Source organism: Streptomyces paradoxus (genome assembly GCF_014202475.1).
GTDB lineage: Bacteria > Actinomycetota > Actinomycetes > Streptomycetales > Streptomycetaceae > Streptomyces > Streptomyces paradoxus.
In genome coordinates, this window is record NZ_JACHGV010000016.1 from 88,133 (window position 1) to 112,555 (window position 24,423).

At 70.5% G+C, this 24,423-nt stretch carries 23 protein-coding genes and 1 pseudogene; 13 read left to right on the forward strand and 11 right to left on the reverse strand.

Features of this window, described 5'->3' with window-relative positions; genetic code table 11:
* Window positions 1-191: 191 nt before the first annotated feature.
* Together HNR57_RS35270 and HNR57_RS35275 are read right to left on the reverse strand one after the other, a co-directional pair.
* Window positions 192-563, reverse strand: coding sequence for a hypothetical protein (locus HNR57_RS35270; protein WP_184566744.1), 372 nt, complete (start codon window positions 561-563; stop codon window positions 192-194).
* Window positions 564-694: 131 nt separating this feature from the next.
* A complete protein-coding gene (locus tag HNR57_RS35275; RefSeq protein ID WP_184566746.1) occupies window positions 695-1,456 on the reverse strand; it encodes a hypothetical protein in 762 nt (253 codons plus the stop codon).
* 223 nt (window positions 1,457-1,679) lie between these two features.
* Here HNR57_RS35275 and HNR57_RS35280 point away from each other — a divergent pair, with 223 nt between their 5' ends.
* Window positions 1,680-3,047 (forward strand): cytochrome P450, encoded by a 1,368-nt coding sequence (locus HNR57_RS35280; RefSeq protein WP_184566756.1) that lies wholly within the window; start codon window positions 1,680-1,682, stop codon window positions 3,045-3,047.
* 355 nt (window positions 3,048-3,402) lie between these two features.
* On the opposite strand, the gene HNR57_RS35285 is transcribed toward HNR57_RS35280, so the two are convergent.
* From HNR57_RS35285 to HNR57_RS40715, 3 genes and pseudogenes are all read right to left on the reverse strand, one after another.
* On the reverse strand, window positions 3,403-5,106 hold the full coding sequence (locus HNR57_RS35285) for a hypothetical protein (RefSeq protein WP_313675670.1): 1,704 nt from the start codon (window positions 5,104-5,106) through the stop codon (window positions 3,403-3,405).
* A 1,532-nt stretch (window positions 5,107-6,638) separates the two neighbouring features.
* Window positions 6,639-6,920 carry an Lrp/AsnC ligand binding domain-containing protein gene (locus HNR57_RS40710; protein WP_313675672.1) on the reverse strand — a complete coding sequence of 94 codons (282 nt, stop codon included), beginning with the start codon at window positions 6,918-6,920 and terminating at the stop codon, window positions 6,639-6,641.
* 111 nt (window positions 6,921-7,031) lie between these two features.
* Window positions 7,032-7,103, reverse strand: a pseudogene (locus HNR57_RS40715) (Lrp/AsnC family transcriptional regulator); the annotation flags it as partial.
* Between the two features lie 192 nt (window positions 7,104-7,295).
* Between HNR57_RS40715 and HNR57_RS40070 the strand changes: the two are divergent.
* The 3 genes from HNR57_RS40070 (at window position 7,296) to HNR57_RS35300 (ending at window position 8,658) form a co-directional block, all read left to right on the forward strand.
* Window positions 7,296-7,484, forward strand: a complete 189-nt coding sequence (locus HNR57_RS40070) for a hypothetical protein (RefSeq protein WP_246555280.1) — start codon at window positions 7,296-7,298, stop codon at window positions 7,482-7,484.
* On the forward strand, window positions 7,439-8,404 hold the full coding sequence (locus HNR57_RS35295; protein ID WP_313675674.1) for a pyridoxal-dependent decarboxylase: 966 nt from the start codon (window positions 7,439-7,441) through the stop codon (window positions 8,402-8,404). Before HNR57_RS40070 ends, HNR57_RS35295 begins: the two co-directional genes overlap by 46 nt.
* A gap of 77 nt (window positions 8,405-8,481) precedes the next feature.
* A complete protein-coding gene (locus HNR57_RS35300) occupies window positions 8,482-8,658 on the forward strand; it encodes a hypothetical protein (RefSeq protein WP_184566758.1) in 177 nt (58 codons plus the stop codon).
* 117 nt (window positions 8,659-8,775) lie between these two features.
* On the opposite strand, the gene HNR57_RS41020 is transcribed toward HNR57_RS35300, so the two are convergent.
* From HNR57_RS41020 to HNR57_RS35315, 3 genes are all read right to left on the reverse strand, one after another.
* Window positions 8,776-9,015, reverse strand: a complete 240-nt coding sequence (locus tag HNR57_RS41020) for a DUF2180 family protein (protein ID WP_376772328.1) — start codon at window positions 9,013-9,015, stop codon at window positions 8,776-8,778.
* A 131-nt stretch (window positions 9,016-9,146) separates the two neighbouring features.
* Window positions 9,147-9,518, reverse strand: coding sequence for an NUDIX domain-containing protein (locus HNR57_RS35310; protein WP_184566762.1), 372 nt, complete (start codon window positions 9,516-9,518; stop codon window positions 9,147-9,149).
* Between the two features lie 10 nt (window positions 9,519-9,528).
* The gene (locus HNR57_RS35315) at window positions 9,529-10,200 is read right to left on the reverse strand and encodes a pyridoxamine 5'-phosphate oxidase family protein (protein ID WP_246555282.1); all 672 of its coding nucleotides are present in this window, start codon (window positions 10,198-10,200) and stop codon (window positions 9,529-9,531) included.
* Between the two features lie 402 nt (window positions 10,201-10,602).
* Here HNR57_RS35315 and HNR57_RS35320 point away from each other — a divergent pair, with 402 nt between their 5' ends.
* Window positions 10,603-11,340, forward strand: a complete 738-nt coding sequence (locus HNR57_RS35320) for a VOC family protein (RefSeq protein ID WP_184566766.1) — start codon at window positions 10,603-10,605, stop codon at window positions 11,338-11,340.
* 101 nt (window positions 11,341-11,441) lie between these two features.
* Complete coding sequence (locus HNR57_RS35325) at window positions 11,442-11,939, forward strand: peptidylprolyl isomerase (RefSeq protein WP_184566768.1); 498 nt, start codon at window positions 11,442-11,444, stop codon at window positions 11,937-11,939.
* Between the two features lie 133 nt (window positions 11,940-12,072).
* Here the strand turns inward: HNR57_RS35325 and HNR57_RS35330 are convergent, their stop codons facing one another.
* A complete protein-coding gene (locus HNR57_RS35330; protein ID WP_184566770.1) occupies window positions 12,073-12,315 on the reverse strand; it encodes a DUF5302 domain-containing protein in 243 nt (80 codons plus the stop codon).
* A 217-nt stretch (window positions 12,316-12,532) separates the two neighbouring features.
* Window positions 12,533-13,486 (reverse strand): LysR family transcriptional regulator, encoded by a 954-nt coding sequence (locus HNR57_RS35335; protein WP_184566772.1) that lies wholly within the window; start codon window positions 13,484-13,486, stop codon window positions 12,533-12,535.
* A gap of 174 nt (window positions 13,487-13,660) precedes the next feature.
* Here HNR57_RS35335 and HNR57_RS35340 point away from each other — a divergent pair, with 174 nt between their 5' ends.
* From HNR57_RS35340 to HNR57_RS35350, 3 genes are all read left to right on the forward strand, one after another.
* Window positions 13,661-14,782 carry a PrpF domain-containing protein gene (locus tag HNR57_RS35340; protein ID WP_184566774.1) on the forward strand — a complete coding sequence of 374 codons (1,122 nt, stop codon included), beginning with the start codon at window positions 13,661-13,663 and terminating at the stop codon, window positions 14,780-14,782.
* A gap of 103 nt (window positions 14,783-14,885) precedes the next feature.
* Window positions 14,886-16,139: an SLC13 family permease gene (locus HNR57_RS35345; RefSeq protein ID WP_221343404.1), complete on the forward strand. Its 1,254-nt coding sequence runs from the start codon at window positions 14,886-14,888 to the stop codon at window positions 16,137-16,139.
* A gap of 187 nt (window positions 16,140-16,326) precedes the next feature.
* Window positions 16,327-17,649: an aldehyde dehydrogenase family protein gene (locus tag HNR57_RS35350; protein ID WP_184566776.1), complete on the forward strand. Its 1,323-nt coding sequence runs from the start codon at window positions 16,327-16,329 to the stop codon at window positions 17,647-17,649.
* A gap of 117 nt (window positions 17,650-17,766) precedes the next feature.
* On the opposite strand, the gene HNR57_RS35355 is transcribed toward HNR57_RS35350, so the two are convergent.
* Window positions 17,767-18,984 (reverse strand): acyl-CoA dehydrogenase family protein, encoded by a 1,218-nt coding sequence (locus HNR57_RS35355; protein ID WP_184566778.1) that lies wholly within the window; start codon window positions 18,982-18,984, stop codon window positions 17,767-17,769.
* A 137-nt stretch (window positions 18,985-19,121) separates the two neighbouring features.
* On the opposite strand from HNR57_RS35355, the gene HNR57_RS35360 reads away from it, so the two are divergent.
* From HNR57_RS35360 to HNR57_RS35375, 4 genes are all read left to right on the forward strand, one after another.
* Complete coding sequence (locus HNR57_RS35360; RefSeq protein WP_184566780.1) at window positions 19,122-19,958, forward strand: enoyl-CoA hydratase/isomerase family protein; 837 nt, start codon at window positions 19,122-19,124, stop codon at window positions 19,956-19,958.
* Between the two features lie 94 nt (window positions 19,959-20,052).
* Window positions 20,053-20,685 (forward strand): hypothetical protein, encoded by a 633-nt coding sequence (locus HNR57_RS35365; RefSeq protein WP_221343406.1) that lies wholly within the window; start codon window positions 20,053-20,055, stop codon window positions 20,683-20,685.
* A complete protein-coding gene (locus HNR57_RS40470) occupies window positions 20,682-23,291 on the forward strand; it encodes a putative PEP-binding protein (protein ID WP_184566782.1) in 2,610 nt (869 codons plus the stop codon). Before HNR57_RS35365 ends, HNR57_RS40470 begins: the two co-directional genes overlap by 4 nt.
* A complete protein-coding gene (locus tag HNR57_RS35375) occupies window positions 23,288-24,406 on the forward strand; it encodes an acyl-CoA dehydrogenase family protein (protein ID WP_184566784.1) in 1,119 nt (372 codons plus the stop codon). The genes HNR57_RS40470 and HNR57_RS35375 overlap by 4 nt, the downstream gene beginning before the upstream one ends.
* Window positions 24,407-24,423: the final 17 nt, after the last annotated feature.

The window sequence follows — 24,423 nt, forward strand, 5'->3', positions numbered from 1 at the left end:
CGGGGCGACCGCGGCAACAACTGTGTTTCAGACGCGCAAGAGCCGCGCGTCGAGACCGGCCGCCCGTGCATCCTCGGCCCAGGCCGGGCCGTCGGGCTGGGCCGGCCGGAGCTGCCATCGGGTGCTTCAGAAGCAGATCAAACCGTCGCTCACAGGAGGCCAGGCATCCGGCTCGTGTCGTCGGCCGGGCGTCAGAAGGCCTCGCGCAGCTTCTCCCTCCAACTCGGAGGAGGGGCCTCGCTCTCCGCCTGCGTGTGCATCAGTCGGGCGACGCTCACTCGTACATGGGCTTCCCGGCCGCGCTGCCTGACGGACACCACCCATGCGCCGTCGGGGGTGAGGTAGGCCTGCCTGGCAGGCCGATCTCCAGGTCTGGCATGCCTGGCGATCACGGCCGGCACGTACTGCAGAGCGATTCGCTCTGCTTCCGCGGCCGCCTCCTCCGCAGTCGAGCCGATGCCCCGAGTGGCCACCAACTTCCAGCGGTGCAGCTTCAGTTCCGCGCCGTCGGCGTACTTGGTCTCCCGTGTGTCCTCTTCTACGAGGACGTACCAAGTGGTCATGGCAGGAGCTTAGGGGGCGAGGGCGCTACAGGCCCATGTCCCGGCTCACGTCGACGGATCCTCCACGCGCGGCTCGACCCGAGCATGCCAGGTTGCCGGACGGCCGGCGCCTGCTCGCCTCTCCCTGCCGCTCAAATGGACAGCGGGTCGACCGGCGGCCATGGGTAGCCCAGTTGCTCGGCATCATGCGACCCTCCCCAGACCTCGGCGGTCGCACGGGGATCGCCTGCGGTCAGCAGCGCTTCAAGGCGCTCGGCTTGGACCGATGGGGCGTCAGCGGAGATCGGGAGGGGCATCCCGAACTGGAGCCAGGGCAGATCCGCATCTGCCCTGTTACGGGGATGCATCAGGACGACGTGGATTCGATCGGGTTCCTTGCGGGAGGCCCAGACGCCTTCCAACTCGCAGTCCCACGTGGCAAGCCAGTCCCCGCGTCCCCTCAGCCCCGCCTCAAGCAGCCGCGCAACCGCTCCTGCGGGCCACTCCCAATCGCGGTCCTCTCCGGCTCGCAGGACCTCGGCCTCGTACTGACCCGCGGTGAACCGAAGCTCCGGCGGGTCGAAGTCCTGATTGGCCAGGTCGCGCCAGTCCGCCCACACAACATGATCCCCCGCACGCGTGACCGTCACGTACAGCGCGCCACAGCACTCCTCCACGCCGCACCCGGACCAAGCGAGACGAACCTCGTGGGGCGTCGCCGTGGCGTGCAACGGCCCCTCCTGGCCCAGAAGATACCTGGGGCTTACTCCCCGGTACCGGGAGCCTCCCACGCCACCGGGTACCCACTCGGCCAGAAGATCCCGGCCATTGACGATCGGGCGGACCTCCACGCCGCCCTCGTCGGGTGGAGGGCACGCGATGCTCAGACTGAGAAGGTCCGGTCTGGTGGCCATCGGCCCATGATCGCGGAGCCGGCGTGCAACTGTCATGTGAATTCGTATGGCCTCCGCTCAGGGCGGTAGTCGGGCCGTCTTCAGGCACGCTGGCCTTGGGTAGCTCCCCCTCCCCCAACCAGCTCGTCCCGCGTGGTGCAGGACACGTTCATGACAGGATTGCGCTGGGGAGCGTTCAGGGAAGTCATAGGGGCGCCCATGACTGCCGTGAAGGGATTCCCCCGTGACGTCCGCTGCTCCGCTCCCCATACCTCGGGCTGCAGGATCGCTTCCGTTCATCGGCCACGCTCTGAAAATGCGCGACAACCTCGGCTTCATCGACTCACTGCGCGACACACGGGAGCCGCTCGTCGAGATCGTCTTGCAACCCGGAACGCGCACCATCGTGGTCCAGGACCCGGCCCTGATCCACCAGATGCTCAAGGCCCTGGCACCCACTCTCGACAAGGGCCGGCTCTACGACAAGCTGGGCCAGCTGCTGGGCGACAGCGTCGTCACCGCTACCGGCCGGCCTCACGTACGCAAACGCCGTCAGTTGCAACCGGCGTTCGCCCACACCGAGATCAGCCGGTACGTCGACATCATGCGTGACGAGGTCACGGCCACGGTCGCCGGCTGGGAGCTCGGGCGGCCCCTCGACGTGCGTGAGGCGATGGTCGGGCTGAGCCTCGACATGCTGGCCAAGACAGTGTTCGCCGGTAGCCTCGACGACGCCGTTTTCCGCCGGCTGCGCAGCGACCTGTCGGTGGTGATGAACGGCGTCGGTGTGCGCCTCATGCTGCCCGACTGGGCCGAGCGCCTGCCGTTGCCCTTCAACCGCCGCTTCGACCGGGCCCGGGCCGGCGTACGCGCCACCGTCAACACCGCCGTCGAGGAACTGCAGTCCTCCGGCCACGACACCGGGGACATGCTCTCCATGTTGCTGCGCGCCGTCGACGAAGAGACCGGCGAGCCGCTGACCGGGCACCAGATCTGCTCCGAGATCCTCACCCTGGCCGTGGCGGGCACCGAGACCACTGCGTCGGTGCTGTCCTGGGCCCTGTACGAACTGGCCCGCAACCCCGACATCGAGGCCAGGGTCCTGGCCGAGCTGGACGAGGTCCTCGGCGAACGACCGGTCGCCCTCGACGACGTGACCCGGCTGCCGTACCTGAACCGGGTGATCACCGAGACACTGCGACTGCACCACCCCGGCTGGTTGGTCACCCGCCGCACGACCGAGGAGACCCGGCTCGGCAAGTGGACCCTGCCGGCCGGCACCGAACTGGCCTATTGCCAGCACGCCCTGCATCGCGACCCCGAGCGCTTCCCCGATCCGCTCAGGTTCGACCCGGACCGGTGGACCGACGCCGCGCAGGAGCCTCCGCCGGGCGCGTTCCTGCCCTTCGGGGACGGCAAGCACAAGTGCATGGGGGACCGGTTCGCCCGCACCGAGATGGTCACGGCGATCGCGACGATGCTGCGTTCGGTACGGCTGGAACTCGCCGAGGGGCAGGCCACCCGTCAGGTCGCCCGGCTCACCGTACGGCCGCGCGCCCTGCGGATGACCGTCCGCGCCCGGAACCGGCCCCGAGCCGGGGCCGGCCGTTAGCGCATGTCTCGTGGGTGGGCGGGTCAGTGGATCGGCTGTATCCGTCCGATGAGTGATCGCTGATGTGATGTGGAGCGGGTTCGAGCCGCTGAGCGTGGGGCGGCCGCCGAGGTCGCCACGTACCGACGACGGCCATCGCCTGGCGCCTTCGCGACAAGGCCCCATGGGGCGCGCATGCCGCCGCCGACCGGCTGGCCGAGTCCGAGGACCTGGACTGGACGGTGCCACTCCTCTGGGATCGGCTTGGCACCCTCGCGACTGTGAGCGACCTCAGCACCAGCTCAGCCCGGCGCAGGCCTGTGTTCGGGTAGTGGTGCAGCTCCAGGAGTTCCGACTCTGCCGCAGAAGTGAAGGATCAGCCGTCGAGCCAGTCGCCCGCCAGGCGCGTGGGGCGGTATCCCGTGGCGTTCCAGAGGAAGTGCGGGTGGGCGCAGCCGAACATGTAGGCGAGCAGTGTGGTGTCTTCCCTTCCGGTTTGACGGTCGTGGAGGGTGTGGAACATTTCGGATCCGACTGCGCCGGCGTCTTGCTGGATTTGACGGGCGCGGTCCGGGGAGGGTGCGGCGCTGGATGCCTCGACGGCGGCGATGTAGGTGCGGCGCAGGATCTCCCATGTGCTGTCCGTGTTGCCGTGCCAGGGGCCGTGCAGTGCTTCGAAGGCGTGGAGTTCGGCGTCGAAAAGGGGCCACGTCCGGGGGTACTGGGCTTTGCAGCGCGCGGATAGCTCGGCGGTCCTGGCACTCAGGGCTGGTGCGGTGGGCCGGGGAGTGATGGTGAGGGTGGTGCCGTGGGTGAGGATGCCGGTGCACGGGTTGGGCTGTAGGTCGCAGAGCGGGCAATCCTGGGCCGGGGGGAGACCGTCGGTGATGCCGTCGAACCACAGCGCGTGGCGGCCTGTGAGTCCCATCCAGACGATGGTGGTGGTCATCAGCCAGGTGTTCCACATCGGGGAGTGCGCCTCGGGCGTACAGCCGTACTTGACGAGGGCGATGGCGCAGGCGGCATAGAGGGCCTTGGTGTGGGCGGGCATGTCAGCGAGCCAGAAGTTGCTGATCTCGCCGGTGAGGGCGTCGACCCGTACGTCGGCCATGTCGTCGATGACGCGGCACAGCAGCAAGGAGGCGAGGTGTTCTTCCTGCCAGAGTTCTGTGTCGGGCGAAACGTGCCAGAACAGGCAGTCCAGCATCTGGAGGAGTGAGTAGCTGCTCTGGCTGAGTGGATTGGTCTGGGGGAGCTTGACCGTGCCCGAGTCGTGCTGGCGGAGCCAGTATTCGTCCACGGATCGCTTATGGGCCGCGAAGAGTCCCGACACCAGGGCTCTGGCGCTGTTCGTGCTGAAGTTCTCGGCCAAGCGGTCTTCGACGTGCTGGGTGAGGCGCGTGGTATCGATGGTGTCTATCACGCGTTTGTATTCGTGAAAGACGAGGATGTCGTCTTCGAAGCGGTGGCGGTGGCCGAGGTCTCGTTCGAAGTCGTTCATCTGCCGGGTCCAGGACCATCCACCGGTCAGGACGCTGTCGAGTTCCCGGCGGTGTGGCCAGGTCTTCGTGGTGAGGGGACGACCGGCGCTCTGCCGCCAACCGTAGTCACTCAGCGCGCGTTCGGGGGGAACGGGCAGCCGACGGCACAGCGGGCATGCGCAGTCGGTTGCTTCCTGTTCCTCACGCGACGGGGTCAGCGCCCGGCTCCTCCAAGCCTCTTCCAGCATTCTGCTCGTCAGTCGGCAGACCTCTATATCGGTGCTGACTTGAGGAAAGGCTGCTTCGATCATGTTCAGGCTGGTGTCGAGTTGCCTCAACCTGGTATAGCCCGCTTCGTCGGGCGGGAGGAACGTGTGCGGCGCCCGTTGGAGGGCTCCCTCGACGGGCAACGTGGTGCTGGTCCTGGAGTGGGGGGATATGAGCGCGTCCAGCCGCCGCAGAGCGGCGCTCTGGCAGTCTCGGTACTCCTCGGTGACCCCATTGACGCGTTTCGCCATGAGGCGGGCCAGGGCCTCGCCCGCTTGCCCGGGCTGGAGCTGGGCACTGGGCTGCGCCGGAAGCCGGCTGTCGGTGTACACCTTCGAAAGAGCACCTACGCCTCGAGATTTCACACCGGTCTCCCTTCAGTCTGTGTCTTCTGTGGCAGCGGATTCGAACGGCGGTGGTCGCCGGTCTTGTCCGCGAACTGTCGGTACCTTCCGCGAAGGTTTCGCCGAACAGCCGGACTCAGGCGGCCGGCTTCGGTTCCTGCCGCGGATGACTGTGAGGCGCATGAATGCTGTGTGGGCGCTGAGGATGTGGAGCGGGCCTCCGCTGCTCTTCGAGAACGGACTGACCCGGGCCTGCTCAGGCTTCCGGCGGGGGCGAGCCGTTCTTCGACGGCAGATTCATCCTCGCCAGCGCCGGCCTTCCATGAGGGGCCCGCTCTTGTCGATGCACGCCTGCGGCGAGACTGCGCCTACACGGCTGCCTCAGTGAGCTTGATCAGGAAGCTCTAACAGCCCTTCAGGTGCGGCGCGACCACCGGATCCGATGTGAGTTGCGGCTAAGGGAATGCCTAAGGTTCCGACGCCAGCCGCCCCATAGGTCAGACCGACAGCCCGCCTGGGAGCGTTGCGACGATCTGTTGCGTCAGTCCTTCCATGTGCTCTCCACGGACGTACACCCGTCGGCCTCGCGTCGGCTGAGCAGAGCAACCGCGGCCTGCTGCCCGCGGGGCGCAGCGGGATGACCAGGAGCTCACGCGTGACCTCGGCAACGGGGTCCGGCAGGTGGGCGCCGAAAAGGGAAGCCGGAGAGCACCAGTTGACGTCATCGGCAGAGGCGAGCGGGTAGCCGTCAGCGGCGGCCTCGGGCAGATTGCATGACTCGAACCCCTCGAACACCGGCGTCGCCCCGGGCGAGGTCACTGGCCAGGAATCAGCGGCGGTGACGCTCCTGGGCGTACTCAAGACGTCTGCTGACAGTCGAAGGGGCGGCCGAACCGTGACGTCCTGAGGCATGCGCTTCCTTTCGGGAGACGGACCGCAGAGTCCCCCCGCCTTGCAGACAAGCGGCCGTCCAGACCGCCCGCGCACTCGAACTGGGCTTCGCAGAACGAAAGTTGAACCGATAATCGCAACGAGGCTGCCCAGAGCGTAAATGATCTACACCGTGATCCGGCCGTGATCTGGGTTACTGCAAAAGCCTCATGAGCTGCATATACTCCGCGCCCTCACGTACGTGAGCGCGACATGACTTCCTGCGATCTCCTGTGCCGGCCCGTCGGACGGATCGCGGTCCAGACCTCCAGAGCCGCCAGCGCTTACTCCCCTGCGCGCCCCGGTGTCGTCGGGATGGTTCAGCGGGGCCGGGCACGCCATGCAGGTGCAGATCGCCTCGGTGAGTCCGGTCCGCCCGTCGGCGATGGATACGCAGCGGCCGAATCACCAGTCGCGATGCGGGGCAGGATGGCGACGCATCACTGCGCTCAGGGTGGGCAACAGGGCTCAGGTGAAGAACCGGGAGCGGGTCAGTCTTGTACCGGACCGCCCATGGTGACGGCGGACACTGACAACCGGTCCGCGCAGCAGCAGCGTGACGTGGATGCTGCCGAGACCGTGTGATGCGGTCATGGACGCCATGCGGGCCAGGAGTTGAGGGGGAGGGGGCCGCGGTCGACGACGGTGCGGATGCAGAAGGTGCTGCGGGCGTCGCGGACGGGGCCGATGGCCAGGATCTGGTCTGTGAGGACCTTTTCGAAGGTGCGCAGGTCCGGCACGGCGAGCTCGACGAAGAAGTCGGCGTCGCCGGAGACCACATGGCAGGCGACGACGTGGTCGATCGCCTTCAGTGCCTCTTCGACCACCTGGGAGGTGGTGCGGGAGTGTTCGACCTTCAGAGAGAGGAACACCGTCAGCCCGAGGCCGAGGCGCTCGCGGTCCAGATCGGCCCGGTAGCCGGCCAGGACCCCGTCCTCCTCCAGCGCCTTGGTGCGGCGCAGGCAGGACGAGGGTGACAGGCGTACGGCCTCGGCGAGGTCGACGTTCGGGGTGCGTCCGTGGCGCTGGAGGTGGTCCAGGATCGCCCGGTCGATGCGGTCGACAGGGGTCGTGGCATGAACTGCAGCCTAGCGGCCTAACCGACGAACAATCCTCCGCCGCAGAGCCATACAGGCGCTGGTTACGCCATCGTATGCCGCTCTTCCCGGCGCATCCTGGTCACGCGCTCCGGCCATGACGCCGGACCTGCCGACTACCCAGCCCTCTCACGCACTCCGGACTGCCTCATGCACCGCTTCCCCCTGGAACCCGACCGCGCCACGATGACGGAGATGGGCCGTCTCGTCCTGGACCGTGTCGTCGACCGCACCGACAAGCTCGCGGCCCGCCCTGCGAGCAGCCCCCTGTCCCCGCAGCCGAGACCGGCCTGGTGGAGTCTTTCCTGGCGCCCCCGCCCGCCCGGGGCGGCGACCTGAAAGCTTTGCTCGCGCGCCTCGATCAGGCCGCCAACTGTGCCTTGGAGACGGCCGGGCCCGGCCACCTGGCGTACATACCGGGCAGCGGTCTGTACTCGGCCGCGCTCGCAGAGTTCTACAACCGCGCTCTCAACCGCTACGGCGGCCTGGCCTCGGTCGCCCCGGCCCTCGCGGCGCTGGAGGAGAGCCTGATCCGCTGGATGGCCCACGACGTGTGCGGCCTCCCGAAGGGCAGCGGCGGCCTGCTGACGAGCGGTGGATCGATGGCCACGTTCTCCGCGACGGTTGCCGCCCGCCACGACCGGCTCGGCGAGGATCTCGCCGGCGGCACCGTCTACACCACCGCCTTCGCCCACCACTCCGTCGCCAAGGCCGCTCGTCTCGCCGGCATCCGCTCGGCTCACATACGTACCGTGCCGCATACTCCTGACCTGCGGATGGACCCCGGTAGCTACCTCCAGGACATGGAGGCGGCGGGGAGCGTCCCGGACTCCGGTCACCTCGGGCCCGAGCTGACGCACGAGATCCGCGGTCTGCGGGCCTGGCTTCCGCTGCACCTCCACGGGGTGGATGCCTTCCGCGACGCTCTGGACGAGAAGCTCGACCTGGCCGAACACGTTCACGAAGTGCTGTCCGGTGTCGCGGAGCTGGAGGTCCCGCAGCGCCCGGACCTGTCCACCGTGATCTTCCGCGTCCGTCCCGCCGATGGCGGCCCGGCCGCTGCAGAGCGGGCCGACGAGGCGAGTCGCCGTCTGCTGGAGCGGATCAACGGTCACCGGCGCGTCGTACTCTCCAGCACGGTGGTCGGCGGCCGCTACACCCTGCGCGTGTGCGTGGTTTCCCACCGCACCCACCACGACCGCATCGCCGAGGCGCTGCAGATCATCACTGCCGAAGCCAGGAACATCGCCGCCGCTTAGCCGGCTGCGGCACTGGAGGAGGACGTGGCGATCCCGGTGACCTGGACCGGGTTGCCCGCCGAACCGCCGAGGACGACGTGGAGCCGCTGGTGCACAACGCGGGCATCGACGGCTACGGCCCCTGCGCCGAGACCGGTACAGCACTGCTGGAGAAGGAGCGGGCGGTCTATGGAGGGACCAAGGGGTACGTCGTCACCGTCAGCCGAACCCTCGCCGCAGAGCCGGACGGTGCACCGGTTCGTGACCAGGGCTGAGGCTCGGACGCTGCGCCAGTGATCGGGGGCAGCGTCCGAGCAGGCGATGAGCGCGTGGCCGGACGGACGACGCGCATGCGACGATCAAGGACGGGTTCGATAAGCGCACGATGCGGCTCAGTGCGCCGTCTCGGCCATGTCGCAGGTGTGGCACACCACCCTGCGCGCGGGGATCCGGCTGTACGAAGCACCCATGCCGATCTGGCGGGTGATCTGTGCCTGCTGTACGCGGGCGTGGTTTTCGCAGGTGGCCAAGCCACAGCGCGAGCACACACCGATACCAGTGGTGTCGCTGCGCGCCTCTTGGAGGCAGTCGTAGCACCTCATGTCCAGCTCCGATCCGTAGGGGAAAGGCATGGCGGCCGACCAGCACGCACAAACCCGTTCAGGCCACACACACCTACTCAAGAGGCTTGAAAACTAAGCCTAAGATTAGACTTTGTCAAACCTAGGATTTGATCGATCGTCCCACCCGCGACCAGCAGGACTCAGCCGTCCACAGTGATCGGCTGGGCCGGTGGGCCATCCATCAGCAAGGACGCCGGCAGTTCCGGCAGTTCAGCCGGTCGCAGTACATCGGACGTCGCAGCCAACCCCGCCGCAGTCCACCAGCGGTGCCCGCTGATCGCGGCCCTCTCGCTGTCCTCGAAAGCCGAGGTATCGACGTCGAACGCGGGCACCCTGGCGACGTAGTAACGCTGCCGAACCTCGCAGGCGACGCCTTTCCCGGACCGCCGCCCACGGACGTCCTGCCATATCTCCGGACCCAACGAGACGTTCGTCTGCCCGGTTTCCTCCCGCAACTCCCGCAAGGCGGCCTGCTCGTGACTCTCGCCCGGCAGCTTCGTCGCCAGAGCCACACTCAGATTCTCAGCGCGAAGGCAGCCCGTGACGTCGGGCCGCCGCTCCGAAGTAGTCGCCGCCCTTGCGCTTGACGTCGTCAGTGCCCCACGCCTGCCCGTCGTCACCGGCCGCATCCTGTCCCCCGTCGACGCTCTGCCGCAGCGGCGCTTTGACCAGCCTCGGTATGTGCTTCGAGCAGTGGATGTACGCCTCCTCGACCTCGACCTCCACCCACATCTGAGGACGACGGCCCGGGACCGGATCGACCGGCAGGCCTGGGTACTTGCGGCGCATGGCCTCGTCGGCGACCAGCCGGGCGCGGCCGTTGACGTGCAACCCGATGCGGTCCTGGGCGAAGTCGATCATCAGGATGCCGACGTGTGGGTTCTCCCGGATGTTGCCGAGGGATGCCATGACCCCGTTCCCGCGGTACTCCGGGTATGCCAGGGTCGCGGCATCGAGCACCTGGAGAAAACCGGGCGGTCCGGCCCGGAACGTGCTGTCGCACTCCCCGTGCCCGTCCGCCGTGGCGAGGAAGAACATCTCCTGACGGGCCACGAACTCCGTCATCCGTGAGTTGAGCCGGTCGAGCACCTGTTCGGCGTAGAACCGATCTGCACGGTCGACGGTGCCCACATCACGCTGGATCTCGTGCTCTCCGTGGCTTCCGGGCCGGTCTGCCCGCTCCTCGTGGTGCAACGGTCCTCCCTGACAGGCATTCAGTCGGGTGCAGCGGTCCACCGGGCCGAGGGAGTGCGAGCGCCTGTGTCCGGGTGCCGGCCCGGTGTTCGCAAGACTCACGTGACCTGATTGCATCGCCGCTCGGCCGTAAGTCGCACCGGCCGTGCCCATGAGGGTAGAGCAGGTCCGCCGAGAGGGTCGGGCCGGGCCACGACGGCGGGGCGGGAGCCGTATCGGAGCCTCCACCGTCTCGTGGTGCCGGTGCACGGCCAGGGATCGCTCGTCGGCCGTCTCGACGAACGTGGGCCGACGGCCTTCACCCGTCGTCGTCATGCGGGTACTGAGGGAACACGGGCGAACAGGCCGCCGGACGAAGGTCCCGGGACGTTCTGGCGATGTTCAACCCCTAGGGTACGCAGCATGACGCTGCAGCTGGTTCAGGTGAACTTCAAGGCCCGCGACGACTCGGCGCTCGGCCGGTTCTGGGCGGAGGTGCTCGGCTGGGGTGTTTCCAGTGAAGGCCCTGGAGTCACCAATCTGGAACCTGTGGGTTTCGACTGGCCGGACCCGTCCGCCGTCTGTATCGATCTCGTCCGGGTCCCGGACCCGGAGACCGTGCAGTACCGCGTGCACATCGAGCTCGCTACCACCTCCGGCGCCCATCAGGCGGAGTGGGTCGCACGGCTGAAGGAGCTCGGGGCGACGCCCGTCGCCGTGGGCCAGGGCGACGTGCCGTGGGTGCTCCTTGCCGACCCGGAAGGCAACGTGTTCAGCGTCCTGGAGCCGCGAGAGCTCTATCGGGACACCGGGCCCATAGCCGCCGTGGTCGTCAGCTGCGCCGATCCACGGGCCATGGTCCGGTTCTGGGGTGAGGCGATCGACTGGACCGTCCATGAGCTGACCGACGACCGCGCCCTGCTGCGCTCCGTCAAGGGCGTCGGTCCGTACTTGGAGTTTCGCCGCACGCCGGACGACAAGGTCGTACGGAGCCGCGTCCACCTCGACGTGAGACCCGACCCCATCGAGGATCAGGCGAAGGAAGTCGCCCGGCTCGAAGGACTCGGCGCGACCAGGGCCGATGTGGGTCAGGGTGACGTCTCCTGGGTCGTCCTGGCCGACCCGGAGGGCAACGAGTTCTGCGTCCTCGGCCGGGGCTGACGCGGAGCTCCGCCCGCTCGCGCGCGGCGGTGCGGCCGGCCCACCGCCGCGCGAAAGGTCCCCTGGCAGGCCCGGAGGGCGCCAGGTGTCAAGATGGGAGCATGACTATCAAGGTTTTCTTTGACATCACCATCGACGACGTTCCCGCCGGCCGGATCAACATGGATCTGTTCGACGACGTCGCCCCCAAGACCGTGGAGAACTTCCGCGCGCTGGCGACCGGCGAGAAGGGCTTCGGCTACAAGGGCTCGTCGTTCCACCGCGTCATCCCGGAGTTCATGCTCCAGGGCGGCGACTTCACCCGCGGTGACGGCACCGGCGGCAAGAGCATCTACGGCGAGAAGTTCGCCGACGAGAACTTCACGCTCAAGCACACCAAGCCCGGCCAGCTGTCCATGGCCAACGCCGGCCCGAACACCAACGGCTCGCAGTTCTTCATCACCACGATCGTGACGTCGTGGCTCGACGGCAAGCACGTCGTGTTCGGTGAGGTCGCCGACGAGAGCAGCATGGAAGTCGTACGGAAGATCGAGAGCTACGGCTCGCGGTCCGGCCGGACCTCGGCCACCATCACCATCGCAGACTGCGGCGCTCTCTGAGCGTAACGCCGCTTGTGGCCCGGTAGTTGGGCCGGTCGCAGCCCTCCCCACTCACCCGGCAGGGCACAGCCCGCATCATCCGCATGATGCCGGGCCGTGTCCTGCCGAGTTTCATTCAGCGGCCGTTCTCGGGTCAGCCGCCGCTCTTACGCCGGAACGACCGCTGGTGGGCGGCCGGTCCGTGCGCGCCGCTGACCTTTGACGCGTGAGGATTCGCGGCGAGGTCGGCCGCATCCGCCTGCATACCGCGCTTGCGGGCCAAGGCCTCCCGGAACTTGCGCTTCAGGTCGTATTGGCCGTCAGCGTCGGGCGTGAGGGCAGGGCCATCGGCGTCAGCCGACTCCGAACCTTCTGGTGATGGAGACTCTGCGGCCATGGTGACCTCCTGGGCTCGGGCATTGGAAACCACAGCTTGTCATGCCGGGCACCGCATGAGGCGCTGACGGCCGGCATGACCTGCCGCCGCCGGCTCGCAGGCATCCTGCGGGTGGGCGTCACGCGGCAACCTGCTCGGGGGCATCGTCCGCGTTGGCCAGGGCCCGGACGGAAACCCTGCGTGTCGCGCCGGGGTCACGGCCGAAGGGGCCGCGTCCTCAGCCGCGGCGCACCGCCCCGAGCTGGGCCCGGTGCAGGCCGGGCGCGGTGAACCGCTGTGCCACCGCGCGCAGGACGCGGTCCATCGCCTGGGCGGGTGGGGTTGCGGGGCGGGCCGTGGCGCGTGCGAGCAGGATGCGGCGGGTGGGCGCGGGCACGTCGGAGGCGAAGGGCAGGAGGCGTACGTCGCTGCGCCGGCTGGTGAGGGCCAGGCGGGGGGCCAGGGCGATGCCGAGGCCGGCGGCGACCATGGCCTGGGCTTCCTGGTAGTCGTGCGAGGAGTAGGCGATGCGCGGCTCGAAGCCCGCCCGGCGGCAGCTGCGACGAAGGACGTCGGCGACGGGATGGTTGTCGGCGCGGATGATCCACTCCTGGTCCGCGAGGTCGCCGAGCCGCACGGAGGGATGGGTGCGCAGGGGCGAGTCGGCGGGGACCACCAGCACCGTGGGGTCGTCCAGGAGGTGCGTGAGGGAGAGGGCCGGATCGTCGAGGCGGTTCCATTCGTAGTCCCAGAGCAGCCCCTGCTCCACCTCCCCGGTGTGGAGCATCTCCCGTAGCTCCGCGAGGACCCCGGCGCGCACCTCGATGCGGATTCCTGTGTGACGGCGTCGGAAACGGGTGAGCGCGAGCGGCAGCAGCGACGCGCTCGCCGTGGGGAACGAACCGAGCCGCAGTGTGCCCTGGTCGAGGGCCGTGAAGGAGTCCAAGTCGGCCTGGGCCGCGCGTAGTTCACGGCGAATCGCCTGACCCCGCTCGGCCAGCGCGGTACCCGCCGGGGTGGGGCGGATCCCGCGTGGCAGCCGTTCGATCAGGGGCTGTCCGGCCTCCTGCTCCAGGAGGGACATCTGCTGTGAGGCGGCGGAGGTGGTCATGCCCAGGGCCTCGGCCGCGGCGGTGAGTGAACCGCGTTCGGTGGCCTCGGTGAGCAGCAGCAGGCGGCGGACGTTCAGCATGCCTGCGACTTTAGCTGAGCTAAAACCAGGTGAAGCGAACTGCGATTGTTCCGAAGTCACGCCTCTGCCAAAGTCTCCGCAATCGCAGAGCGGTGCACACCGGGCCCGTACCGCGCCCGTCACCACCTCCTCAGCTCCTCCCTCCCGTCGCTTCGTCAAGGAAGAGCCTCAGACGTGCACATTCCCGCAACCCTGGTGCGTGGCGGCACCAGCAAGTGCTGGCTGTTCAACCAGGTCGACGTCCCCTCCGACCGTGGCGTACTGGAGAAGCTGCTGGTCTCCGCGTACGGCGCCACCGATCCCGTGGAACTGGACGGTGTGGGCGGGGCGACCCCCACCACCTCGAAGGCGGCAGTCGTCGGCGCCTCACCCGAACCCGGCGTGGACGTGGACTATCTCTTCGCCCAGGTCGGCATCGGCACGGGCTCGGTCGAGTGGACGAGCAACTGCGGCAACTGCGCCACGGGGGTCGCCCTGTACGCGGCCGCGAAGGGCATGGTGGCGATCACCGGGGACCGGACTCGTGTGGTGATGCGCAATACCAACACCGGCGCCGTCCTGGAGGGGCTCGTGGACACCACCGGTGGCGTCATCCACCACTTCGGCCGCCAGACCGTACCGGGCACCCGTGCCGGCGGGGTCGCCGTCGGCCTCACCTTCCGGGATCCGGCCGGCGGCACCACCGGTCTGCTGCTCCCCACCGGGCAGGCCGCGCAGGACCTTCGGGTTCCCGGCGCCGAGCCGGTACCGGTGAGCATGGTGGACGCCGGGGCCCCGGTCGTCCTCGTCGACGCCGCCGGCGCCGGACGCACCGGCGCCGAGCCCCTGGAGCGGATGGGCGCGGACGTGCCCTGGCTGCGCATCGTGCGTCACACCGCCGCACCGCTGATGGGGCTGGTCGAGCAGGGCGCAGAACCGGGCGACGCGGTGCCCAAGGTGGGCCTGGTGGGCCCGCCGGTGCCGTACACCAGCACTCTCGGGGAGCAGGTCGCGGCCGCGGACTACGACATCTCCGTGCGCATGCTCAGCATGAACACCCCGCATCCGGCGATCGGTCTGACCTCCGCAGTGGCCGTCGCGGCGGCCGGGCTCGTCGAGGGCTCCGTGGTCTGCCGTACCGCGGGCGGCCCGACCGCCGAGTGGCTGCGGCTCGGTACGCCCGCCGGCATCGTCGCGGTCCGCTGCACCGACGTACGTAACGGTCTGCCGCGGCGGGTCACCGTGCAACGCGCGGCCAGGCTGCTCGCCGACGCCCGTATCTACGTCCCGGAACCAGGCCGCACGCGAGCCGCCTGAACCGGCAATGGCATCACCTCGGTCGGCCGGTCCCCCACCCGTCCGCACCGGGATACCCTCGCGCCTTCGAGCGCGCCCCTCCCCCATCGCACCAAGGACAAAGATGTCTGCTGAAGTGATCTCCATAGGAGCGCTGCTGGTGATGTTCGTGGTCGGCACGGCGCTGCCGATCAACCTGGGCATCCTCGCCTTCGTGGCCACCTTCGCGGTCGGCACGGCCTCGCTCGGCCTCACCGAGGACGAGATCTTCGAGGGGTTCCCGGCGAAGCTCTTCGTCACCATCGTCGGGGTCACCTACCTGTTCTCCATCGCCCGCCGCAACGGCACCATCGACTGGCTCGTCGCGGCCGGGGTGCGGCTGGTGCGCGGCAAGGTCGCACTCATTCCCTGGGTGTTGTTCGCGGTGGCCGCGGTGCTGACGGCGTTCGGCACCTTCACTCCTGCCGCGGTCGCGATCCTCGCGCCGATCGGGATGAACTTCGCCTACCGCTACAAGCTCAACCCGCTGGTCGTCGGCATGATGGTGATCAGCGGCGGACACGCGGGCGCGTTCTCCCCGCTCGCCGTGTCCGGTGCGCTGGTGCTCGGCCTGGTCGACAAGACCGAACTGCAGGTCTCCGCGGTGATGCTGTTCAGCGCCAGCTTCCTGATCAACCTGGTGCTCTCCGCGCTCACCTACGCGCTGCTCGCCAAGCGCCCCGTCCCGCTGGCCGAGGGGTCCGAGGATGCGGCCCGGGACGAGGACCAGGCCGTGTCCGGTCGGCCCGACTGGCGCCAGTGGCTCACCCTCGGCTGTCTGATGGCCCTCGTGGTCGGTGCTCTCGGCTTCCACCTGGAGATCGGCTTCCTGGCCCTCGCGGCCGGTGCCCTGCTGGCCCTGGTGGACATGAGGCGGCAGGAGAAGGCCGTGGAGGGCGTCAGCTGGTCCACCCTGCTGCTGGTCGCGGGCATGATGACCTACATCGCCATGCTCGAGAAGGCCGGCATCATCGAGAACATCTCCGAGCATGCGGCGGGTCTGGGCGCACCGGTCGCCGTCGCCCTGCTGCTCTGCTTCACCGTGGCCGTCACCTCCGCCTTCGCCTCCTCCACGGCGATCCTCACCGCGATCATCCCCATCGCCGTACCGCTGCTGCTGTCCAGCCACCTCAGCGCCGCAGGACTGATCGCCGCGCTCGCCGTCTCCACGACGATCGTCGACACCTCGCCTTTCTCCACCAATGGCGCACTCGTCCTCAGCAACGCCCGCGGGGTGGACCCCCGCGGCTTCTACCGCCAGGTCATCGGCTACACCGGCGGAATGGTCGCCCTCGGTCCCGTCGTCGCCTGGGGTGCGCTGGTGCTGCCCTGGTCATAGCAGGCCGGCACCGGACGCTCCCGGCGCCCGCGCCGACCACTGCCGCCCGGCGCGCCTGTCCCGAACGGCGGCCGGGCGCCCGGCCCGCTGTGACACACGGCACGGATGCGGTGCGGAAACGATGGAATGCAAGGGAGCGGGCAGAAGGTTGGCATATACATCTGACTGTGAAACCTGCGAGGTACCCGTGAACCACTCCGCTCCTGAGCAGCCCGCCGACGTCGTCGCCCGCCTGCGTGCCACCTTCCGCACCGGACGGACCAAGCCGGCCGAGTGGCGCACGACCCAGTTGCGCCGGCTGCGCGACATGCTCACCGAGAACGGCACGGACCTGGCCGCCGCCCTCCACGCCGACCTGGGCAAGAGCGCCACAGAAGCCTTCCGCACCGAGATCGACTTCACCGTCCGCGAGATCGACCACACCCTCGACCACCTCGCCGACTGGCTGCGCCGGGAGCCCGCCCCGGCCCCGGCGCACCTCGGCCCCGACGTGACGGTCTGGACGCAGTACGACCCCCTCGGCGTCGTCCTCGTCATCGCGCCCTGGAACTACCCGGCCCAGCTCCTCCTCGCCCCCGTGGTCGGCGCCCTGGCCGCCGGCAATGCGGTGATCGCCAAGCCGAGCGAGCTGGCCCCCGCCACGTCCGCCGCCCTGGCCCGGTTGCTGCCGGCGTACCTCGACACCGACGCGGTCGCCGTGGTGGAGGGCGGAGTCCCTGAGACCACGGCTCTGCTGGCCGAGCGTTTCGACCACATCTTCTACACCGGCAACGGCACGGTCGGCCGTATCGTGCTGCGCGCCGCCGCCGAGCACCTCACCCCGGTCACTCTCGAACTCGGCGGCAAGTCACCGGCGTTCGTCGACCGGGACACCGACCTGGCCGTCGTCGCGGACCGGCTGGCCCGCGGCAAGTTCCTCAACGCCGGACAGACGTGCGTCGCCCCCGACTACGTCCTGACCGATCCCGAGACCGCGGCGGCACTGGAGCCGCTGCTCGCGGACGCCGTCAAGGCGCTGTACGGCAGCGACCCGGCAGCTTCCGGCGAGTACGGGCGGATCATCAGCGAACGGCACTTCGACCGGCTCACCGGCCTGCTCGACTCCGGCCGCACCGTCGTGGGCGGCACGAGCGACCGCGCGGCGAAGTACCTCGCCCCCACCGTCCTGGCCGACGTCGCCCCCGACGCGCCCGTCATGCGCGAGGAGATCTTCGGCCCCATCCTCCCGATCGTCACGGTCCCCGGCCTCGACGAGGCGATCGACTTCATCAACGACCGGGACAAGCCGCTCGCCCTGTACGTCTTCACCGAGTCCGACGGGACACAGCGCCGGTTCGCCGCCGAGACCTCCTCGGGCGGCCTGGGCTACGGCCTGCCGCTCGCCCATCTCACCGTCTCCGACCTGCCGTTCGGCGGAGTGGGAGAGAGCGGCATGGGCAACTACCACGGCCGCTACTCCATCGAGACCTTCAGCCACCGCAAGGCACTCTTGGAGAAGCCGCTGCACTGACGCCCGCAGCCGGGATCCGACGCGGTCTCAGCGGGGGGCGTTCGATGCTCGCCGTCGCTGACGTGCGTATGGGCGGCGCTCGGCCATCCGACCGCAGGGGTGTGGTCGACGGCGTCATCAGCCCTCCGCCGCGCCCGTGCGCGGCTGCCGGAAGGGTCGCACCGCGCGGCGCGCTATGGCGAAACGGTGTGTCTCCGACGGGCCGTCGTAGATGCGGAACGGCCGTACCTCCCTGAACAGGCGGGCGAGCGGGGCGTCTTCGGCCGAGATGCCGAGCGCTCCGCAGATCTGCACCGCGCGGTCGACCACTCGGTTCACCGCCTCCGCCACGAAGGTCTTGGACACGGAGGTGAGCTGCGAGGCGGCGGCGGATCCGGTGTCCAGTTCCCAAGCGGTGCGCAGGATCAGGGCGCGGCTCGCTTCGATGTCGATCTCGGAGTCGGCCAGCATCTGCTGGACCATGCCGAGGTCTCCCAGCGCCGAGCCGAACGCCATCCGGCTCCCCGCGCGCTCCAGTGCGACGTCCTGGGCGCGGCGGGCGGCTCCCAGCCAGCGCATGCAGTGCGTCATCCGGGCGGGACCGAGCCGGACCTGGGCGCCGTCGAAGCCGTGGTCCACCGCCCCGAGCACCTGCTCCTCCCCCACCACGCACTCCTCGAAGACGATCTCGCTGTGCCCGGCGAAGAGCGACTCGTCCAGCGTCTCGATGGTCCGGACGAGGCGCATGCCGGGCGTGCCGGCGTCGACCAGGAACATGGTGGCGCCGCCCGGGTCGCCGGGGCTGCCGGAGGTGCGGGCCATGACGATGGCGAAGCCGGCTCCCTCGGCGCCGGTGATGAACCACTTGCGGCCGTCGATGCGCCAGCCGCCGGGGACCCGGGTCGCGGTGGTGCGCAGGGAGCGGGGGTCGGCACCCGCCCCTGGAGCCGGTTCGGTCATGGCGAAGCAGGACCGTGTCGCGCCGGCGGCGAGCGGACGCAGATACCTCTGCTTCTGGTCTTCGGTGGCCACCTTCTCCAGCAGGTGCATGTTGCCCTCGTCCGGGGCGGCGCAGTTCAGCGCCAGCGGTCCGAGCAGGGAGTAGCCCGCCGCTTCGAACACCACCGCTTGCCCGCGCAGGTCGAGCCCGTGCCCGCCCCAGCGCGCCGGTACGTGCGGAGCGAACACACCCGCGTCACGGGCGGCCTTCTGCAGGGTTTCCCGCAGGGCCTCGGGGGCGTGGTGCACGGACCCGCCGCATTCGTGCTCGGCCGGGACGACCACCTCGCGCACGAACTCGGCTGTAGCGGTGGCCAGTTGAGCGGCAGTCGGATCGTGATCGAACTGGATGGGCACGGGACCTCCCGCCGACGGGCGTACGGGTATCGGCTCCCGTCGCGTTCTAGAAACTGTATAGCGTCTTCAGTATCTTGCCTGGAAGTACCTGGGACGGGAACCACCCGGCGACGGGGAAGACGACAGGAGAACCACGCATGAGCCTCCCCGTGAGCACCGAGCCTGTCCGGATCGTCCGCCACCCCGACCGGGTCGTCGAGCTGAGACTTGACGACCCGGGGCGGGGCAACGCCCTGGACCTGAGGACGGCCGAGCTGTTGCGGGAGACCGCGCGCGAGGTGGCCGCGGACCCCGGCGGTGCCGTGCTGCTGCGCTCAGCGGGCGGCAGCTTCTGCGTGGGCGGTGACCTGCGCGCCTTCGCCGGCCGCGGGGCCGGGACCGGCGCCTATGTCCATGCGGTGGCGAGTGCCGCGCACGCGGCGGTACAGGCTCTGTACGAGCTGCCGGTGCCCCTGGTGACCGCCGTGCGCGGCGCGGCCGCGGGTGGCGGGATCGGCCTGGCGCTGGTGGGCGACATCGTCCTGGCGGCCCGGTCCGCGCGGTTCCGGCTGGCGTACACGGCGATCGGGCTCACGCCCGACTGCGGGGCCTCGTGGTTCCTTCCACGCCTGGTGGGCCCTCGCAGGGCGGCGGACCTGATCCTCACCAATCGGGTCCTGACCGGTGACGATGCCGAGCGGTGGGGCCTGGCCTCCCGCTCGGTGGAGGACGAGGAACTCGACGACGCGGCGCACCGGACCGCGGCCGGGCTGGCCGCCGGTGCCGGTGACGCCCTGCGCGCCGCGAAGGAACTCCTGCGCGCCGGCACCGGCGACGCACTGCGCCGCCACCTCGCCGAGGAGGCGCGGCTGATCGCCGCTCTGGCGGACGGCCGCGAGGCGCGGGACCGCATGGCGTCCTTCCTCGCCGCGCGGGACCGCCCCAAGGCCGGCGGCGGCCGGGCCGAGGCCGGCGCATCAGAAAGTGTTTCTTGAGTCCCTCTTCACTAACAGGTCGGCCGGGGCGTACCCTCCGGGCAACACAGAACCGAGGAACCGGTCACCACAGAACCGGGGAAAAGGTGTGGCGATGCAATCTGCTGCCGTGGGCCTTCCGGACGCTCCCGACGAGCCGGACAGCGAAGCCGTCGTCGACCTCGTCCTGCGGGGCATGTGGCGCGGCCGGCCGGAGTCCGAGCACCGCCCGCTGGTCGACGCCGGTCTTGCGATGGTGAAGGGCCCGGTGGTGCTGCCGACCGAGCGGGCCAAGGCCGCCGCCGCGCGCATCCTGCGGGTCCCGGCCGGCTCCGAGCAGGAGGAGCGGATCACCGCCGCTTACGAGGCGTTCCTGCCGGTCAACCGCAAGATCCGCGACGTATGCACGGCATGGCAGTGCCGCCCCGACGGCAGTGCGAACGACCACTCCGACGACACTTACGACGCCGAGGTGCGCGAGTCGCTGGAGGACGTGCACGAGGCCATCCAGCCCGTGCTGCGCAGGCTGGAGCGGGTGCTCGCGGGCAGCGGCCGGTACCTCACGGCCCTGGCGGAGGCCCTCGACCGATTCGACGACGGCGAGCCAGCGTGGCTGGCCTCGCCGCTGTGCGACTCGTACCACACGGTGTGGATGCGGCTGCACCAGGAGCTGCTGCTCGTCCTGGGGATCTCCCGGGCCGTGGACGAGGCCCTGGAAGAGGAGCTGGTCACGAGGAGCCGGGGGTGAGCGTCGCCGACCGCGAGGCGGGCCCGCTCGCACCGTCCGGCGCTCCTCTCGCGCCCTCCGAGGCCCCCGGCCGGGTCCTGGTGCCTTACGGACAGGGCCGGATACGGGGCCTCGACGCCGAGGAGCTGGGCGCGCACGGCGCGGCGATGGACCGGCTGGTGGCCCTCGGACTGCCGGTCGTGCCGGGACTCACCGTGCCCGCGGGCGTCTCCGCGTCGCTGTGCGAACCCGACACCGCCGAAGCCGCCGTCGTTCTGGTCGAGCAGCTCTCGGGGCGGCGGATCGGCGACAGGGGCCGGCCACTGCTGCTGCGTCTGTCGGCGAGCGCCCCGACCGAGATCGCGGGACTGCCGCCCGACCTGGCCTGTCTCGGCCTGACCCCGGGCAACGCCGACGAACTGTGCGCCGTCATCGGGCGCGCGGAGGCCCTGTACGAGGTGTGGGCCGCCACCTTGCGGATGACCGCCGAGTACGCCCTCGACGTACCCGGTTCGGTGCTCGACGACGCCCTCCTGGACACCCCCGAGCCGCGGGCGCGGGTCGAAGCACTGCTGTCCCTGGCGGCACGGCACGGCTCCCGGCCCGTTCCCGACGACCCGGCGCAGCAGCTGGCGCTGGCCGCCCGCGCTCTCCTCGCCCGATGGGACTCGCCGCGCGCGCGAAGATCCCGCCGGGCCCAACGCCTGCCCGCCGACCTGCCCCTCGCCCTGCACGTGCAGGCACTGCGCATCGGCCCGGCGGGCCGCTCGGGGTACGGCACGGCGGTCAGCCGCGATCCCGAGACCGGGCGGCTCTCCCCCCGGGGCTTCTTCTTCCGGGGAGTGCGCCGCAGCGCCCCGCCGCCGCACACCGGTGAGCCGCTGGACCGGCTCGCGGGCGGCACCGCGCTGCTGGAGCATTCCCTGCTCACCCTGGAGCGTCATCTGCGCGCGCCGGTGTCGGTCGACTTCGAGGTGCGCGACGACGAGATCTCCCTGCTCGCCGCCTCGGCGCAACTCCGCCCGCCGCTCAGGACGGCGGTGTGTCTGGCCGCCGACCTGGCCAGGGACGGGGCGCTGGGCCGCGAGGAGGCCGTACGGCGGATCACCCCGGGGCAGGTGCAGGAACTGCTGCACCCCCAGCTGCGGCTGACCGGCGGGGAGGACCTCCTGGTGACGGGGCTGCCCGCGTCCCCGGGGGCGGCGACCGGTGTGGTGGTGCTGTCCAGTGAACGCGCCCTGGAAGTGGCCGCGGACGGTACGCGGGTCGTGCTCGTGGCCGCCGAGACGACCCCGGCGGACGTCCCCGGGATGCTGGCCTCCGTCGCCGTGCTGACCGGGAGCGGCGGCATCGCCTCGCACGCCGCCGTGGTGGCGCGGGGCGCCGGCAAGCCCGCGGTGTGCGGCGCCGAGGGACTGCGCGTGGACCTGGCCGCCGGGACGGTCCGTTTCGGGGAGCGGGTGGTGCGCGAGGGCGACCCGGTCTCGCTGGACGGCCGCACCGGCGCCGTCTACGCGGGGGCCCTGAGCGTCAGTGTCGCCGGACCGCCACCCGAACTGTCCACCCTGCTGGAGTGGGCGGACGGCACGCGCCGGCTCGGCGTGCGGGTCAACGCCGACACGGCCGGCGAGGTGGACACCGCCCTCGCCCTGGGCGCGGAGGGAGTCGGGCTGTGCCGTACGGAACACCAGTTCCTCGGCGAGCGGCTGCCGCTGATCCGCCGGGTGCTCCTGGCCGCCGATCCCGCCGCCCGTGACGCAGCCCTGCTGGAGCTGGAGCGCGCCCAGCACGAGGACTTCCGCGCGCTGCTGGCCGCGGTCGGGGACCGCCCGGTGACCGTGCGCCTGCTGGACGCCCCGCTGCACGAGTTCCTGCCCGCTCCCGGACACGCCCCGGACGCGGCCGAGGAGCAGCGGGCCGCGGCGCTGCGGGAGGCGAACCCGATGCTCGGGCTGCGCGGGGTGCGGCTGGCGCTGCTGCACGAGAGGCTCTACCCGGCGCAGGCCGAGGCGCTGTTCACCGCGTGGGCCGATGTCGCCGCCACGGGAGTCCGGCCGCGGCTGGAGGTGATGATCCCGCTCGTGAGCCTGCCGGAGGAACTCGCCGCCGCGGCCGCGTACGTGCGGGGTGCCGCCGACGCGGTCGCCGCCCGCACCGGGGTGGAGGTCCCGTACCGGCTCGGCACGATGATCGAGACCCCGCGGGCCGCGCTGCTGGCCGGCGAACTCGCCGAGCACGCCGAGTTCTTCTCCTTCGGCACCAACGACCTCACCCAGCTCACGTACGGCTTCTCACGGGACGACGTCGAGCGCCAGGTGCTCGCCTCCTACCAGGAGCGCGGTTTCCTGACTGCCAGCCCGTTCGCCCGGCTCGACCCGCACGGGGTGGGTGCACTGGTCGCCCTGGCGGCCGAACGGGCGCGGAGCGTGCGGCCCGGCATCAAGCTGGGCGTATGCGGTGAGCACGGCGGGGACCCCGAGTCGATCGCCTTCTGTGACGACCTGGGCCTCGACTACGTCTCCTGCTCCGCGCACCGCGTGCCGGTGGCCCGGATGGCGGCCGCGCACAGTGCCCTGCGGCAGCGGCAGGACGAGGAGCGGCACCACGAGAGCGGGAGCGCACGATGACGAGCACCGTGACCGACGGCGCGGCCTTGTCGGACGCCGAGCTGGACGACCTGCGCGAGACCGTGCGGTCGGTGTGCGCCGACGCCGGCGGCACCGCCGCGGTACGCCGGCTGGCCGAGGAGGCCCCCGGCATCGACGCCGGACTGTGGGACACCCTCGGCCGGCAGGTCGGCCTCGCGGCCCTCGGCCTGCCCGCGTCGGCGGGAGGCATCGGCGGCCTCGCCGAGATCGCCGTGGTCTGCGAGGAGCTGGGCAGAACACTGGCACCGGTACCGCTGCTGTCCTCCACGGTGCTGGCCGGGCAGGTGCTGGCCGGCTGCGGTACGGCCGACAAGGCGCTGGCCGGACTCGCCGAGGGCACCGTGCACGCCCTGGCGGTGGCCGCGCCCGACGGGAGGTGGCGGCCCGACGCCGTGCCGGTGGCCGTCTCCTGGAAGGGCGGTGGCCCGCTGCTGCACGGCACCGCGCCGTTCGTCCTCGACGGCGCCGACGCAGAGGCGCTGGTGGTGGCCGCGGCTGGGGCCGACGGCGTGGACCTCTTCCTGGCCGACCCGCGCGAGCCGGGAGTCACGGTGCGCCGGGTGCCCACGCTGGACCTCAGCCGGGGTCAGGCGGTGGTCACCTTCTCCGGGGCGCGGGTGAAGGCGCTGACCGCCGGCGGCGAGGGAGCGGACATCGTCTCCCGCGCCCTGGACGTGGCCCTGATCGCCCTGGCCGCCGAGCAACTGGGCGGAGCGCAGGCCGCGTTGGACATGACGGTCGCCCATGTGCGCGACCGCACCCAGTTCGGCAGGGCGATCGGCGGCTTCCAGGCGGTCAAGCACGCCTGCGCCGACATGCTGCTCCAGGTCGAGGCCGCACGGTCGGCCGTGGTACGCGCGGTCCTGGCGGACGGCTCGCCGGAGGTGCTGGCCGAGGCGGCGGCGGTGGCGCAGGCGTGGTGCGGCGAGGCGTTCGTCTCCGTCGCCGCCGAGTGCGTGCAGTTCCACGGCGGGATGGGCTTCACCTGGGAGCACGACGCGCACCTGTACTTCAGGCGCGCCCAGTCCGACGCAGTCCTGCTGGGCGGCGCCGCACACCATCGGGAACGGCTGGCCGGGCTGCTGGGCTGGTGACGTGGAAGGCGGGACGG

Bases quoted from the DNA above. Each gene is read 5' to 3' on its own strand.
- HNR57_RS35270 (WP_184566744.1), bottom strand. From the start codon at position 563: ATGACCACTTGGTACGTCCTCGTAGAAGAGGACACACGGGAGACCAAG.
- HNR57_RS35275 (WP_184566746.1), bottom strand. From the start codon at position 1,456: ATGGCCACCAGACCGGACCTTCTCAGTCTGAGCATCGCGTGCCCTCCA.
- HNR57_RS40070 (WP_246555280.1), top strand. From the start codon at position 7,296: ATGCACCGCTTCCCCCTGGAACCCGACCGCGCCACGATGACGGAGATG.
- HNR57_RS41020 (WP_376772328.1), bottom strand. From the start codon at position 9,015: ATGCCTTTCCCCTACGGATCGGAGCTGGACATGAGGTGCTACGACTGC.
- HNR57_RS35320 (WP_184566766.1), top strand. From the start codon at position 10,603: ATGACGCTGCAGCTGGTTCAGGTGAACTTCAAGGCCCGCGACGACTCG.
- HNR57_RS35325 (WP_184566768.1), top strand. From the start codon at position 11,442: ATGACTATCAAGGTTTTCTTTGACATCACCATCGACGACGTTCCCGCC.
- HNR57_RS35330 (WP_184566770.1), bottom strand. From the start codon at position 12,315: ATGGCCGCAGAGTCTCCATCACCAGAAGGTTCGGAGTCGGCTGACGCC.
- HNR57_RS35335 (WP_184566772.1), bottom strand. From the start codon at position 13,486: ATGCTGAACGTCCGCCGCCTGCTGCTGCTCACCGAGGCCACCGAACGC.
- HNR57_RS35345 (WP_221343404.1), top strand. From the start codon at position 14,886: ATGTCTGCTGAAGTGATCTCCATAGGAGCGCTGCTGGTGATGTTCGTG.
- HNR57_RS35360 (WP_184566780.1), top strand. From the start codon at position 19,122: ATGAGCCTCCCCGTGAGCACCGAGCCTGTCCGGATCGTCCGCCACCCC.
- HNR57_RS35365 (WP_221343406.1), top strand. From the start codon at position 20,053: ATGCAATCTGCTGCCGTGGGCCTTCCGGACGCTCCCGACGAGCCGGAC.
- HNR57_RS35375 (WP_184566784.1), top strand. From the start codon at position 23,288: ATGACGAGCACCGTGACCGACGGCGCGGCCTTGTCGGACGCCGAGCTG.